This window comes from Lysinibacillus sp. GbtcB16 (assembly GCF_019091145.1).
Classification (GTDB): domain Bacteria; phylum Bacillota; class Bacilli; order Bacillales_A; family Planococcaceae; genus Lysinibacillus; species Lysinibacillus fusiformis.
Genome location: NZ_JAGXJV010000006.1, coordinates 26,925 through 41,680, shown reverse-complemented (window position 1 = coordinate 41,680; position 14,756 = coordinate 26,925). Strand labels below are relative to the sequence as shown.

The 14,756-nt window shown below is 36.2% G+C and carries 13 protein-coding genes; 4 read left to right on the top strand and 9 right to left on the bottom strand.

Annotated features, from left to right (window positions below; genetic code table 11):
- Positions 1-11: 11 nt before the first annotated feature.
- The 4 genes from KVT27_RS18220 to KVT27_RS18205 form a co-directional block, all read right to left on the bottom strand.
- The gene (locus tag KVT27_RS18220) at positions 12-956 is read right to left on the bottom strand and encodes a carbohydrate ABC transporter permease (protein ID WP_191967804.1); all 945 of its coding nucleotides are present in this window, start codon (positions 954-956) and stop codon (positions 12-14) included.
- 56 nt (positions 957-1,012) lie between these two features.
- Positions 1,013-2,326, bottom strand: a complete 1,314-nt coding sequence (locus tag KVT27_RS18215; RefSeq protein ID WP_217581727.1) for an ABC transporter substrate-binding protein — start codon at positions 2,324-2,326, stop codon at positions 1,013-1,015.
- Positions 2,323-3,342 carry a serine hydrolase domain-containing protein gene (locus KVT27_RS18210; protein ID WP_217581726.1) on the bottom strand — a complete coding sequence of 340 codons (1,020 nt, stop codon included), beginning with the start codon at positions 3,340-3,342 and terminating at the stop codon, positions 2,323-2,325. The genes KVT27_RS18215 and KVT27_RS18210 overlap by 4 nt, the downstream gene beginning before the upstream one ends.
- 154 nt (positions 3,343-3,496) lie before the next feature.
- Positions 3,497-5,011, bottom strand: a complete 1,515-nt coding sequence (locus KVT27_RS18205; RefSeq protein ID WP_036122415.1) for a DHA2 family efflux MFS transporter permease subunit — start codon at positions 5,009-5,011, stop codon at positions 3,497-3,499.
- Between the two features lie 157 nt (positions 5,012-5,168).
- Between KVT27_RS18205 and KVT27_RS18200 the strand changes: the two genes are divergently transcribed.
- Positions 5,169-6,086: a TetR/AcrR family transcriptional regulator gene (locus KVT27_RS18200; RefSeq protein WP_008179565.1), complete on the top strand. Its 918-nt coding sequence runs from the start codon at positions 5,169-5,171 to the stop codon at positions 6,084-6,086.
- 36 nt (positions 6,087-6,122) lie between these two features.
- On the opposite strand, the gene KVT27_RS18195 is transcribed toward KVT27_RS18200, so the two are convergent.
- A complete protein-coding gene (locus tag KVT27_RS18195) occupies positions 6,123-7,766 on the bottom strand; it encodes a sensor histidine kinase (RefSeq protein ID WP_217581725.1) in 1,644 nt (547 codons plus the stop codon).
- Positions 7,763-8,464: a response regulator transcription factor gene (locus tag KVT27_RS18190; protein ID WP_036122410.1), complete on the bottom strand. Its 702-nt coding sequence runs from the start codon at positions 8,462-8,464 to the stop codon at positions 7,763-7,765. The genes KVT27_RS18195 and KVT27_RS18190 overlap by 4 nt, the downstream gene beginning before the upstream one ends.
- Before the next feature lie 103 nt (positions 8,465-8,567).
- Here KVT27_RS18190 and KVT27_RS18185 point away from each other — a divergent pair, with 103 nt between their 5' ends.
- From KVT27_RS18185 to KVT27_RS18175, 3 genes are all read left to right on the top strand, one after another.
- Positions 8,568-9,707 carry a DUF418 domain-containing protein gene (locus tag KVT27_RS18185; protein ID WP_036122407.1) on the top strand — a complete coding sequence of 380 codons (1,140 nt, stop codon included), beginning with the start codon at positions 8,568-8,570 and terminating at the stop codon, positions 9,705-9,707.
- A gap of 228 nt (positions 9,708-9,935) precedes the next feature.
- Complete coding sequence (locus tag KVT27_RS18180; RefSeq protein ID WP_191967808.1) at positions 9,936-10,475, top strand: SLOG family protein; 540 nt, start codon at positions 9,936-9,938, stop codon at positions 10,473-10,475.
- Between the two features lie 100 nt (positions 10,476-10,575).
- Positions 10,576-10,890, top strand: coding sequence for a hypothetical protein (locus KVT27_RS18175; protein ID WP_036222931.1), 315 nt, complete (start codon positions 10,576-10,578; stop codon positions 10,888-10,890).
- 45 nt (positions 10,891-10,935) lie between these two features.
- On the opposite strand, the gene KVT27_RS18170 is transcribed toward KVT27_RS18175, so the two are convergent.
- The 3 genes from KVT27_RS18170 to KVT27_RS18160 form a co-directional block, all read right to left on the bottom strand.
- Positions 10,936-12,330 carry an L-cystine transporter gene (locus KVT27_RS18170; RefSeq protein ID WP_008179575.1) on the bottom strand — a complete coding sequence of 465 codons (1,395 nt, stop codon included), beginning with the start codon at positions 12,328-12,330 and terminating at the stop codon, positions 10,936-10,938.
- Positions 12,331-12,621: 291 nt separating this feature from the next.
- Positions 12,622-13,572 carry a GGDEF domain-containing protein gene (locus KVT27_RS18165; RefSeq protein WP_036122399.1) on the bottom strand — a complete coding sequence of 317 codons (951 nt, stop codon included), beginning with the start codon at positions 13,570-13,572 and terminating at the stop codon, positions 12,622-12,624.
- On the bottom strand, positions 13,550-14,431 hold the full coding sequence (locus KVT27_RS18160) for an EAL domain-containing protein (RefSeq protein WP_150908328.1): 882 nt from the start codon (positions 14,429-14,431) through the stop codon (positions 13,550-13,552). The genes KVT27_RS18165 and KVT27_RS18160 overlap by 23 nt, the downstream gene beginning before the upstream one ends.
- Positions 14,432-14,756: the final 325 nt, after the last annotated feature.

Below are 14,756 nucleotides of genomic sequence, written 5' to 3'. Positions count from 1 at the left end.
ATACTTCCCCCTTACATTTGGACGTCTTTTTTATTGGCCAAGCGTAAAAACAGCGTTGTACAAATTAATATAAATAGGAACAGTACTGTCGCTAGCGCAGATCCTAAGCCAATAGCTGTCGCACCAGAAGCTGTAGAACTACCAAATGCTAAGCGATAGAAAAAGACGGCTAATGTATCTGTAGAATAATAAGGCTCTCCCATCGAACCTTGCATGGCGTAAACAAGTTCAAATGCCTCAAAGGATTGAATAAATGTTAAAATGCCCATGATCATTATCGATGGCACCATTAAGGGTAAATAAATCGTACGTAATAAGGTGAAGCCCTTTGCACCGTCTAGTCTCGCAGCTTCAATTAATTCATTGGGGATGCCCTGGAACCCAGCTAAAAAAATTAAGACGCCAAATCCTAGTCCAAACCAACAATTGACTAAAATAATGGCAATCAAAGCTGTTCCAGGATCACCGAGCCAAGCCTTTTGCAACGTCTCTAAACCTATTTTCTCTAAAAGGACATTTAAGGTTCCGAAATTGGGGTTTAAAATAAGCTTCCATAAAAAACCTACGACAATTACAGATAAAACTCGTGGGAGAAAAAAGGCTGCCTTAAAAAACTCAGCACCTTTAATTTTTTGGTAGATAATAAATGCTAAAAAGAAAGCTACACCATTCATGACCACCATTTGCACAATAAAATAAAGAACATTATGTTTGAAGGCATTCCAAAACATGGAGCCATAAGGTTCTGTCGTGAAAAGCGTCACAAAGTTTTGGAAGCCAATAAAGTCCCCCCGTGCCATCCCTTTCCATTCAAAAAAACTATAGGATAGAGCCGCTAGAATTGGATAAAGCACAAACATTCCATAAATGATAATTGCAGGGATAGGGAAAAGGTGGATAGACCACCCTGCCCATGATTTTCTTTTTGATAACGGTGAAGCTGTAGGTTCTTTCATGATGAACAGCCCCCTTTAAATTTTTGAAAAAGGAAGATTCCTTGTAGGAGCATTATTTATTTTTGAAATGGCGTATACCAAGTTTTAGCGTTTTCTTGTACTTTTGCAGCGACCTCTTCAGGCGTTACCTGACCTAAATACATACCTTGTAATTCACTTTCAAGTAAACTTTTTGTTGTTGGGTCCCCACCTGTAAAATTAGTCACCCACATGTATGGTGTCGCTTCATTTGCAGTGGACTTACTAATCTCATTTAATAGGGCATCGTCAGAGGTAATATCAGGTATAGCACTGATCATGGAAAACTCCTTCACAAACAACTCTCCAAATTCCTTTGTTGTTAAAAACTCTAAAAATACTTTGGCAGCCTCTATATTTTTGGAATTTGCATTAATAGCAAATGAGCCATCCACCCAAGTCGTCACTGTTTTCTGACCCCCTTTAGATGGAATAGGGAAATACCCTAACTCTAAATCTGGATTCATTTCTAATACAACAGGAATTTCCCAGCTACCTAGCGGGAACATAGCAGCGTCCTCTAATGCAAACAAAGTACGAATATCATCCATTCCTAAGCCTTCTGAATTTGCAGGAAAATACTTCTTCAAGTCATTCATTACTTGTATGGATTCTATAAACTGAGCATCTGTAAAATCCTTTTCTCCAGCAAGCACTGCTTGGTAGAAATCATTCCCTTCGTAAATCGCTGGTCCAACAATCCCATGCAGTAATGACAATAGCCACCCTTCCTTAGTACCCATTGCTATCGGTGTAATGCCCTTTTCAAGCAATTGATCATTTAATGCTATAAACTCCTCCCAAGTAGTCGGTATTTCAAGGTTATTATCCTTGAAGATTTTTTTATTATAGAAAAATTGCGTGGAGCTCAAATTGATCGGTACCCCGTATTGATTTCCATCTTCATCACGTGAAGCTAGTAATGCCTCTTCAGGAAACGAAGCTAAACCGTTTAAGCCATTTATGTTCTCTACATATCCTGCTTCAGCAAGCTTTAATCCTGCTGCATAAGGTCGTAAGTGGAAAATGTCTGGGCCTTCCCTAGCCTGTAGTGCTGTATTGAGAACAGTGTTATACTCTGTATTTTTAGTTGGATTAAAGGAAATGTGTATTTCGGGATGTTGTTCATTAAATAAAGCAATCACCTTTTCATATTTTGCCACATCTTCAGTACGCCAACTTCCTATCGTGAGAGAAATCTCTTCCGTTTTCTCCCCTTCTTCCTTATCAGGTGTTGTTGAAACCGTTGTTTTCTCTTTTGAGGTACACCCCACTAAAGCTACAACGAATAATAATGGAAACAGCCATAACCATTTACTCTTTTGTTTCATATCAACTAATCCACCCTTCATATAAGTAATTTTTCACAGATCAACGTATGAAGCTTTTCCCGAATACTTCTCATATTTGTATTCCTTCCATAATGAACTGCATTCGTCAGGAAAATAACAAAGGCCTTTTCAATAGGGTCCATCCAAATACTTGTGCCTGTAAAGCCTGTATGACCAAATGACCCCTTACTCCACCTCCTAGCAAAACAGGATGATGAGCAGTCTCCGTTCCATACTTCAAAACCCAGCCCCCTATTCCGAAATGTCTTCGTATGAGCAAGTTCTAGCCACTCATATGGAAGAACATCTTGTTGTGTAAGACCTAACCATATTTCTGCATACTTCGCTAAATCTTCCGCACATGAAAATAGACCAGCACTACCAGCCACACCTCCCAACAGCAGGGACTTTTCATCATGGACAATTCCTTGAACAAATTTACCATCCACCATTTCTGTGGATGCCGCTAGTGCCTGTTGATGGTCCGGTAATTGAAAGCGAGTATGCTTCATCCCCCAAGGCTTCAATATTTCCTGTTCAACGAATTGGCTAAGTGACCTTCCTGATACTATTTCAATTACTTTCCCTAATAAAATCATACCTAAATCACTGTAGAGTACTTGCTTGCCTGGCTGAAACACTACTTTACTGGAAAATATCTCTGTCATGATGTCGCGTTGATGATGCCTCTTCACTACTGGCATTAAGTCTGCTGGTAGCCCTGAATTATGCTGTAATAAATGTTGAATGGTTATATTGGCATACTTAAAATTCGGTAAATATGTTTGAACTTTATCGTCCACAGTCATTTGCTGTCGACTCAAGAGCAGTAAAGTAGCTGGTAGCGTTGCCACTACTTTTGTTAATGACGCTATATCGAATAATGTATGGCTCAAAATGGGTTGTTTGCTGCCATCCTGCGCTGTAAAAGCCCCGTAACTACGAGACAAAATTCTTTTATGATGTTGTTGAACAATCAATACTGCACCTGGAATTTCCTTTTTCCGCACTAATTCATTTATATAGGCATCTACCAAATGAACACCCCACAATTATAACTATCTAAATTTTCTGTAAATTAGTATTATCATATAAAATAAAATGATAAAAAATTACTCCAATCTTAAAATTTTTTTTCACATAAAAAAACTCCCCACCAAGTAATTGCTTACTTGATAGAGAGTTTCTTCACTATTTAGTTGGTTTTTTCAAATCCATTGAAGCTGCTGCGCTTTCAACCTTTACGCGTTTTAAGAAGAATGCAAGCACGACTGCAATCACTGTTATACCAGCTGCAATTAAGAATGAGTGTGTAATACCATCTAATAAAGCAGTTTGCATAATTTGATCTTGCATTTGTTGCATTTGCTCTGCGGTGGGTGCTGCACCTGCTTGTGCCGCATTTGCTTTCGCCTCGACAATTAATTCTTCAGCTTTGGCTTTTGTACGATTATTCATGAATGTAACTAAAATCGCACTACCAATTGCTCCTGATACTTGCTGTAATGTGTTGTTAATAGCTGTACCATGTGGATTCATAATTTGTGGTAATTGGTTTAAACCGTTTGTCATAATAGGCATCATTACCATCGACATACCGAACATACGAATTGTATACATCGATACAATAAATGTATAGCTTGAATCAATTTCTAATTTTGTTAAACCGAATGTTGCGATTGTTGTAATCGTTAATCCGATAATGGCCAATATACGTGGACCAAACTTATCGAAAAGCTTACCAGTAATTGGTGACATAATCCCCATTACAAGCGCTCCTGGAAGCATCATTAAGCCAGCTTCAAAAGGTTCAATACCGCGAATAGATTGTACGTAAGCCGGTGTTAAAATCATCCCTGAGAACATTGCCATCGAAACAATAACAGAGATAACAGACCCTAATGCAAACATTGGATATTTATAAATACGTAATTCCAATAATGGTTGATCCATTTTTAATTGTTTAATGATGAAAATAATTAAGGCAATAAAGCCAATTGAAATTGTGCCATATACCCAAGGACTTGACCAGCCTTTATCTCCTGCTGTACTAAAGCCGTATAAAATACCGCCGAATGCAACTGTTGATAAAAGTACTGATAGGAAATCTAAGTGAACTTCACGTGTCTCCATCACGTTTCTTAATTTCCAAACACCAAATAATAAACTAATAATCGCAAAAGGAATAATCATTTGGAAAAGCATACGCCAATCATGATGCTCAACAATATAACCTGATAATGTCGGTCCAATTGCTGGAGCCATGATCATAACTAAACCGAAGATCCCCATTGCTGCCCCACGCTTCTCTTTCGGGAAGCTAGTTAACATAACATTCATTAACAGTGGTGACATACTAGATGCTCCGGCTGCTTGCACCATACGACCTGCTAATAGCACGTCAAAGTTAGGAGCGAAGCCTGCCATAATTGTACCAATAGTAAAGATGGACATCGCCGCAATAAATAAATGTCTATTTTTAAAGCGTGTCACAAAAAATGCTGAAGCAGGAACTAAAATACCGCTTACTAGCATATAACCTGTTGCGAGCCATTGTACTTTTGAATATGTGATCCCAAAATCTTTCATGATTGTTGGTAATGCCACATTCAACAATGTGTTGTTAAGAAAAGCAACAAAAGCACCCACAAATAATATAGCAATCATGCCATAAGGGGGCTTCTTCATTGTCTGCTCACTATTCATTTATATCCCTCAATTCTTTCTTGTGTTTTTCGATAAAACTTATTTTATACTCGTAGTCTACTTTTTTCAACAAATAAGTTTATATTTTTTATAAACGTTGATATATCAGCGTTTTTAGTGTAGAATAAGAGTATAATATTTTAAAAAAGGTGAGGTCATGAACAAAAGAAAAAGACAGATAATTACAGCTGCACGCGCACTTTTTATTGAAAAAGGATTTCTAGATACATCAATTAATGACATTATCCATGATGCTAAAATTTCAAAGGGGACGTTTTACAATCATTTTTCTTCGAAGAACGAATGCTTAATCGCAATTTTAGATGAAGGACGTGAGGAAGCAAGTAATCGTCGACATGAACTTATTTACGGGAAAGATCCTACAGATTTAGAAGTATTAACACAGCAAGTTGCTGTTCTCATGTACGTCAATCGTGAACATAATTTAATTCAAATTTTTGAATCGATCTTCCATTCAAGAGATAAAGAACTGAAAAAAATTATTATTAACTACCACCTACAGGAATTAGAATGGTTAGCTAATCGACTTGTTCAAGTCTTTGGTGAAGAAATTAGCCCAATAAGCTATGAATGTGCTGTGCAAACACTTGGAATGATTAACCTCACATTGCGCGCAGTTTTTATTGCTGATTATAATAAATATATCAATCGAGAAGCCATTGTACGTGTAGCATTGCGCAATATTAGCGTTATTATACCTACGATGCTTGAATCGAAAGAAATCATCGTTAGCGTTGAAATGATCAATACTATTCAAAATGTAGTGAATTATAAAACCGTTACAAAAGATATGGTCATTGATCAATTACATGGCTTTGCCAAAGGATTAACGAACAATGAAACAGTGGAAGGCTTGGAGTATGCGGAATTCTTATTAGAAGAGCTTCAACGCGAAAATCCAAAGCTCTTTATCATCGAATCACTTCTTACACCTTTCCGTAAAGCATTCGTTGGAACAGAACATGTCGCAGAAGCCCGCGATATCGCTAATAGCCTATGGCGTTATGTAAAAATTGAGCGCCCAGCTGAGCGCTGCAATAAAAATAGACAATAATAAAAGAGGTATCAAAGTGAATTTTGATACCTCTTTTTAATGACATTTAAATTTTAAAATAAATACTGTGCCGTCACGATCTGAACGTACACTTATGGTGCCATTGTGGAGATCAATGAGCTGTTTCGTAATGGCTAGTCCTAACCCTGTCCCTGCTGTATCATCTGTAGTGTTAGTTCCACGATAATAGCGTTCAAATAGGTTATCGAGCTCTTCCTGAGGAATGCCAGGACCATGATCAGCAATTGTTAGCATCACTTCTTTACCAGTATGTTGCGCTTCCACCATTACCTTCGTGCCTATAGGTGTATATTTCTTTGCATTGGTTATTAAATTATCCATAATCCGCTTAAGTAAAAGTTCATCTGCTTGCAGCATTACATCGCCATAAACCTTTACGCTTACCTGTTCATCTGCAAATTGTGTTAACCATGTTGTCAAAGGCAGTAATACCTTATCAAGCTGTATGGCTTTATTTTTTAACTGATACGTATACGTTAAATCTTGTATAAGCGCATCCATATATGTTGCCTTTTCCTGCATCGTTTGTGCAAAAATACGCATCTCATCCTTTGTCCATTCATAATCCTCCGAGGCAAGCATTGTGGAATAGCCATAAATAGAGCTTAGAGGCGTTTTTAAATCATGCGATAAGCCTGTAATCCACTCCTCACGCAACTGCTCCGATTGCTTAATTTGCCTTTCATTTGAATCAAGCCGCTCAGATAAATGGTTGAGGGACTCCTCTACAGGCTGAAATAATTTAAATTTCCGTTTCAATTTCCCTGTTTTCTTATGATGAATTTTCTTATCACTTATATCACTGTAATCGAATTGGGTAAGTCGTTCAATGCGTGATATGACATAAACAAGTGGCCGTACAAATTGTCGTGAAATACTAATCGATAAAAAAATAACGCCCAGTAATAAAATAATATGCCCACCAAAGAAAACAGAAACAAATAAAATCATTGCCTTATTGAAGGGCTCTTCGAACGGTTTATAGGATGGATTCGGCATGCGAACAACAAATGTGGAATCATCCGCTAAGGTCGTGCTTTGCTTAAGTTCCTCATGCTCAAAAATATCGTATTTCTCCTCGACCAGTTGCGGCTTCTTCAGCTCTTCGTAACGCTTTCCTACAATGTCCGTTCGGTTCCATTCCGTATCATAAATTTCAACACTAGCTTTTTGTTCCTTTAAACGCTGTAGTGTCACTTCTGAAATGGTTCCTGTGGCTAACCAATTATCAAGAGCCTCCTCAAATAGTGGCTGAACAGGAGAAATAGGTAGGAATAACAAATAATATTTTGGGAGTTCCCATGTATGCATACCCGGCTGCTTTAATGCAAAAATTTCGCTATCAGGCATTCCACATAGTTCACATCTTTCCCCTGTATAATCTACAATGGTCATCGACTGATCAAATAAGTAAAGTTGTCCTGCATTTTCCTCAGCACGCTTTACTAAATAATCGGCAATTTTAATGGTTTCTCCTTTTTCGACGACAGCATCATCCTCAATTTCAAAGGAGCTCATGACATGAATGTTGTCTCCTACACGATCATTAATAAAGATCGCAAAAAATACCAAGCTCATAATAAAGCCTGAAATAATTAATAAATAAAATATGATGAAATAAGATACAAAACGAAGCGTTAATTTCCCAGCTGGCTTCATGAAGAAACATCCCCTACAAGCTTATAGCCAATACCTCTGACCGTTATAATACAGGTAGGCTTTCCAGGATTCTTTTCAATTTTTTCTCGCAGTTTTCGTATATGTACCATTACTGTATTATCATCAAACAAACAATCTCCCCATACACGCTCGTAAATTTGTTCCTTAGATAAAACTTGTCCGGCATTATCACATAAATACTTCAATAAATGAAACAAACGGCCACTAATGATTTCCCTTACTCCATCTACAGTGATTTCTGCAGCATCTATATCGAATGTAAAACGGCTACATGTAAAAAGATGATTTTCTGTGACTTGCTTTTTCTTCATATAACGCGCTAACTGTACCTTCACCCTTGCAACAAGTTCCAGTGGGTTAAATGGTTTTGTAATATAATCATCTGCACCATTCATAAAACCCCGAAGTTTATCGGCGTCACTGCTTTTAGCTGTTAAATAAAAAATAGGAGCATCGCTTTTTTCCCGAATAATATGAGCCACTTCTAATCCACTACCATCTGGCAGCATAATATCTAAAAGATAAAAATCAAATGTTTTAGCATAAATCTCGGATTTCGCTGCTTCTATCGTGTTACATACTGTAATACTTGTCATTCCTTCTTTTCTTAAAATGATATCAATCATTTCAGCAATCGCGCGTTCATCCTCTAATACTAATATGGATGCTTTCTGCATATCCTCACCTACTTTTAAGATTACTTTAAGGTAGTCATTATTTCACCATAAGCTTCTTCAACTATTCTATGTATAAGATAACCAATTAAGGAGATAAAACGCAATGACAACTAATCGTGTTACTTTCATTGATACAATGCGTGGGTTTAGTTTATTTGGCATCTTAATGGCGAATTTGCTGATATTCCAATTTGGGATGTATGGTAAAGATGAATTAAAAAATCTTTCTACCTTAGATAATGGAGCTTTATATTTTGTAAAGATTGTCATTGAAGGCTCCTTTATGCCAATCTTTACTATTTTATTCGGCTTCTCGCTTATTAAATTAATTGAATCCATTCGAAGAAAAAAAAATAAAAGCCGCTGGTCAGTATTACGTCGGGCAACTGGTTTAATTGCCCTCGGTTTACTCCATTCCATTTTATTATGGGAAGGCGATATTCTTTTTTCTTATGGCTGTATGACTTTATTTTTAATTCCCTTTATTAATCGTAAACCAAAAACTTTGTTTATATGGGCGGGTATTCTATTTGTCCTTACGACGGCTTTAACATATGGTTCTATGGAGGCAACTAAAAAGGAACAAAAGGAATTAGATACTTACATCGAACAAGCAAATGATGTCTATGCTAATGGAAGCTACTTAGAAATTTTTGATTTCCGAGCAAATGCAGAAGTACCTGGAATGGAAGACCCTTCCTTCATCTTTATTGTATTAATTTTTGCGCCAATGTTTTATGCTCCCCTATTCCTCTTCGGTATGGCACTCGCTAAAAAGCAAGCCTTTACGAAAATGGACGAGGAAGTAAAGTGGTATAAGCTAGGGGCACTCCTAGTTCCTATAGGTCTCGCATGTAAAAGTGTAAGTTTTATAGAAGGTAATTTTTCTTCCATCTTAATGATGGGTGGATCTCAACTATTAGCACTCGGCTATGTCAGCCTTGCAGCCTTACTCTATAAAACACGCCCTGTACAACTCCTTGCTCCTGCATTTGAGAGCGTGGGAAAATTATCTTTAACCAATTATTTACTACAAACTATTATTTGTACAACTGTTTTTTACGGTTATGGTCTCGGATTATATGGCAAGTTAGGTGTCTTTGGCGGTATTTTATTCGGTATCGTTGTTTACAGCCTACAATGTGTCCTCAGCCTTGCCTATTTAAAGAAATTTAAACGTGGCCCATTTGAAACAGTCTTACGTGTATGGACGAATTGGTCGTGGACCGGTCAGGTGAAGTAAGACTCTTACAAACTACTATATACGAAAGGAATTATTTCATATGAATAGTGACTCTAAAGAAGACTTTACAGACTCGTGGTGGTTTTTAGGTATTTGTGCGGCTGTAGCAGTAATTTTAACACTATTGCATTTTAATCGATAATATCGGCATTCGTTTTCCTTGCCCCCTACTGTATACTATTACTACAATCATACAGCTTAGGGGGCATTTTCTTGTTAACGCGTATAATGATTACAGGCTATAAGCCACATGAACTTGGTATTTTTAATGATAAACATCCTGGGATTAGTATCATTAAAAAGGCATTGGAAAACCGTCTACGTCTTCTACTTGATGAAGGGCTCGAATGGGTTATTATTAGCGGCCAACAAGGTGTAGAATCTTGGAGTGCTGAAGTTGTATGGACGCTAAAAAAAGAATTTCCTCATTTAAAATATGCAGTTATCACACCCTTTTTAGAACAAGAGAAAAATTGGCAGGACCATAAAAAGGAAAAATATCAAACCATAATGGCCCGAGCAGATTTCGTCACAAGCATTACGAAAAAACCGTACGAAGCTCCTTGGCAATTTATTGAGAAGGATAAATTTATTATTCAAAATACAGATGGTCTATTATTAATTTATGATGAAGAAAATGAAGGCTCTCCAAAATATATCAAACGTCTGGCAGAAAAATTTATGGAGTCTCATGACTATTCACTTTTGACAATCAATGCCTATGATTTACAAATTATAGCGGAGGAAATACAGCAACAAGATTGGTAGATATTAATTGCTATAATTTTCTGATAATTATATACTAGTATTATGAATTAGGTTGTCTGTAGCTAACTTTTTGATCACACTTCGAAAGGAGCTGTCACATTTGAAGAAACAAATCGAAGTAATTTTTGAAGCTTCTCCGATAAATATTGCTCATGATACGTATCGCAGAGAGTGTAGCTATACGCGTGGTATTCATATTGAAGAACAAGAATTTCTAGCCATTTTAAGGACTATGAGTAGGGATTCCCGTTTATATTTTGATTTTCATAACCCTCGTAAGGAGATTAAAAAAGGAACATATTTAAATGGACACTCCGGTTTAGCCTACAATATTTTTGAGTACTATAAAGAAAACTTTAATATTGAAATTACTGAAATAATCAATGGTAAAGATTTTTATGTAAAGATCATATAAAACAACCCCCTTTAAAGCTTCACCTTTAAAGGGGGTTGTTCTATCTTATAGGTCTGCTACTTGAGCACCTAACTCTTTATTATTATACATTTCTGTATCCAATTCTTTCGTAACACGTGCTGTTGTAACACCAGCTGTCATTGAACCACTTACATTTAAAGCTGTACGTCCCATATCAATTAAAGGCTCAACTGAGATTAATACACCTGCAAGGGCAACTGGTAAATCAAGAGCTGATAATACAAGGATCGCTGCAAATGTTGCACCACCGCCAACACCTGCTACACCAAATGAGCTAACTGCTACTACTGCAATAACTGTAATAATAAACACAGGATCAAGTGGATTAATACCTACTGTAGGTGCGATCATAATTGCTAGCATGGCAGGATATACACCAGCACAGCCATTTTGACCAATTGATAAACCAAATGAACCTGAGAAGTTGGCGATACCTTCAGATACCCCAAGACGACCTGTTTGCGTTTTAATATTCATCGGTAAAGTACCCGCACTTGAACGTGAAGTAAAGGCGAATAATAATGTTTCCGCAGACTTTTTCACATACGTAATTGGGTTTAATCCGCTTAATGTCAAGATTAATAAGTGTACTAAAAATACAATTATTAAAGCTGCATAAGAGGCAATCACAAACTTACCTAAATTATAGATGGCACCGAAATCAGATGTTGCTACAGTACGAGCCATAATAGCTAAAATTCCGTACGGTGTTAAACGTAAAATAATTGTTACAACACCCATGACAAGGGCATAAATAGCATCCAGCCCTTTTTTAATTGTTGCTGCTGTTCCTTCATCTTTACGTGCTACACGTAAATAAGCAAAGCCAAGGAATGCTGAGAAAATTACGACAGCAATTGTTGAAGTTGAACGAGCTCCTGTTAAATCTAGGAATGGATTGGCTGGGAATAACTCAACAATTTGTGTTGGTAAATCTGGTGCTGCTAAGCCAGTCGTTTTTTCCTCAAGGTATTGGCCACGTGCTGTCTCCGCTTCACCCTGTAAAATGTGTGTTGCATCTAAATCAAATACTGTTGCAGAAAGAATACCTACTGCTGCTGAAACAGCTGTCGTACCAATTAAAATAGCTAAAATAAGAGCAGCCATTTTCCCAAAATTTTTGCCAATTTTCATTTTTGTAAAGGCAATGAGAATAGATATAAATACTAATGGCATTGCTACCATTTGTAATAATTTAACATACCCAGTACCTATAATATTGTACCAAGATGTTGTTTTAGCTAAAACTTCAGAATCAATACCGTAGATAAAATGAAGTCCAAGACCAAGCAAAATCCCTAAACCTAGACCTGCAAAAACACGATTCGAAAACTTGACGTGTTTTTTATTCATCACATATAAAATTCCAACGAACACAAGCAGAACTGCTACGTTAAGAATGATTTGTAAATTCGACAATGGAATGCCTCCTAAGGTGTTTTATAATAATGTAATCGAATTATATACCTATAATCCCTATAATTCAAGTATGTTTTATTAAGATTAATAATTTCATAAAAATAAAAACGATTTGCCAACATTCATTATGCCCTCAAAACGTAAAACGATCATTTAAAGAGATTTCTTTAAAATATTTTAGTCTCCCATGCTTCAATTGGTGACAACATTATCACTTTAATTGGTTACCATCCCTGTGATTACAAAATTAATACCCAAAAAGCCTCCAACATTAACAAAAACCTACATCGTTTAATGAACGAAGTAGGTTTCTTGTTTATTAATCAAATAACAGCTTCCAGTAATTTTTTTACACTGCTTTTTCACGTGTGCCATCGCATTAGATAATTGTTCTACGGAGTCAAAATATTGAAATTCATTCGTAATAACTGCAACGGATAAAGTAGTACATGTTAATGGCTCCAGTTTTCCAATTCTATTGGCTACCTGCACATATTCAAGATCCTCTAATTCATAAAAACTCATAATATTAGCATCAAAATCGTCAATAATTCTTTGGCAGATCGAAGCAGCATCATAATAGGGTATTATCGCTACAAAGTCATCGCCACCAATATGCCCTAAAAAATCATCTACCTCACATATATGTCTTTTAAGTATATCTGTTAAATATAGAAGGATTTTATCGCCTTTACTGAAGCCATATGTGTCATTATAGGATTTAAAATGATCTAAATCGAAATAAATTAAACTATATTGTGGAAGTTTTAAGGCTTCCTCAAGCTTTTCATTGATTAATTTATTACCTGGTAAACTACTTAGTGGATTCAAAAAGCTAGCAATGGCCACCTGTGTATCGACGAGCTTTAACAGAAGCTCCCTTATACTAACCATTCCATAATATACATCATTTTTAGTGACAATCACATCATCATATAAGTCCTCCGGAGGTCTAGACATTGCTTGAGTACTTACCTCAGTAATCGGCATATTCCGATCTACAATTAAAGGATTTTCTTTAATAATTAATTGATTTTGCCGTCCCATAAATAAATGATAGCCATATTGAGTACCTATTTTTTGATAGAAATGTGTACGTGTAATATGCCCAATAGGTTTTTCATTACGAACTACCACAACACTACGTAATGAAGGATTACTCGTAAAAAGTACATTTACTTCTTTATTTTTCACAAATTCATCAATACATGGAACCTTTTCAATGACTTCCCCAATCTTCATGGTCACCCACCCTTATTTTTCCCAAATGTATTTCCTTTGCGGGCTTTCCTATCGCATAACCTTGCGCATAGTGAATACCGATACGATGTAGATACTCAAGCTCTTCCTGTCTCTCAATTCCCTCAGCAATAATTTTAGTTTTGGCCTGCTCGGCATATTTCATTAGCAATGTAACAAGCTGCTGCTGCTCACTAATCTGATCAATACATTGAATTAATGAACGGTCTAGTTTAATAAATTCTGGCTTTAAATAAATAAGTGTTTTCAAGCTATTGTAGCCTGAGCCAACATCGTCTACCGCAATACGATAGCCCTGCGATCTATAATGTGATAATACACGTTCAAACTCAACAAAATCTATAACAGCACTACGCTCCGTTAATTCAAAAACTACTTGTTGTGGCTTAATGCCAAGTTCCTTTAATAATTGTAGCGTTTCCCCACTATGATATTTTTTATCTAATAATACATTCGGATGTATATTAAGAAACACTAAAAGATTTTTATCCACCAAATCATTGTGCATACGTTCCTTGAAACGTTGTAAAGAAAGATTTCTACAAAAACATTCAAATAAAAATACACAATCTGTTTGTCCTACAAACTCATAAAACTGGTCGACACTTGTAAACAATTCCGAGGGTATTGGACGGTTTAAAGCTTCAAATCCAATTGTTTGTGCTGTCTGTAAATCCACAATAGGCTGAAAATATGTATGTAAAGAACCTTGTTGTATAATTTGCTTCAATGCTTTTAAACGTTTCATATATAACGTATTTTGTTGATGTTGCCCGTATAAATATTTTAATAAAGAAAAAACATTATTCGTTTTTATATTTTGTTCCACAGCTGACTCCATGCTTGCACCTCTTCAATTGGTTATTATGGTTCATTGTACGCTTCAATTGTAAATAGACTGTGAATCGCATGTAAAAAGAGCAAGCTCTAGCGCTAGAATTCAGGGTATCCCTTCCAAGTAGTAAGCTTTTATTCATATCTATTAAGTAGTTAAAATTTCATAATATTCATTCTATTACAAATTATTTATTTGATATAAACTATCGTTAGTGTATGATTGTAATAATAGGATTATATTACCTATTATATTTATTTGTGATTGACGATACTGGTCTTTATGGGGAAACCTATTTAGATAATACAACCATTCAAGGGAGGATCTTGTT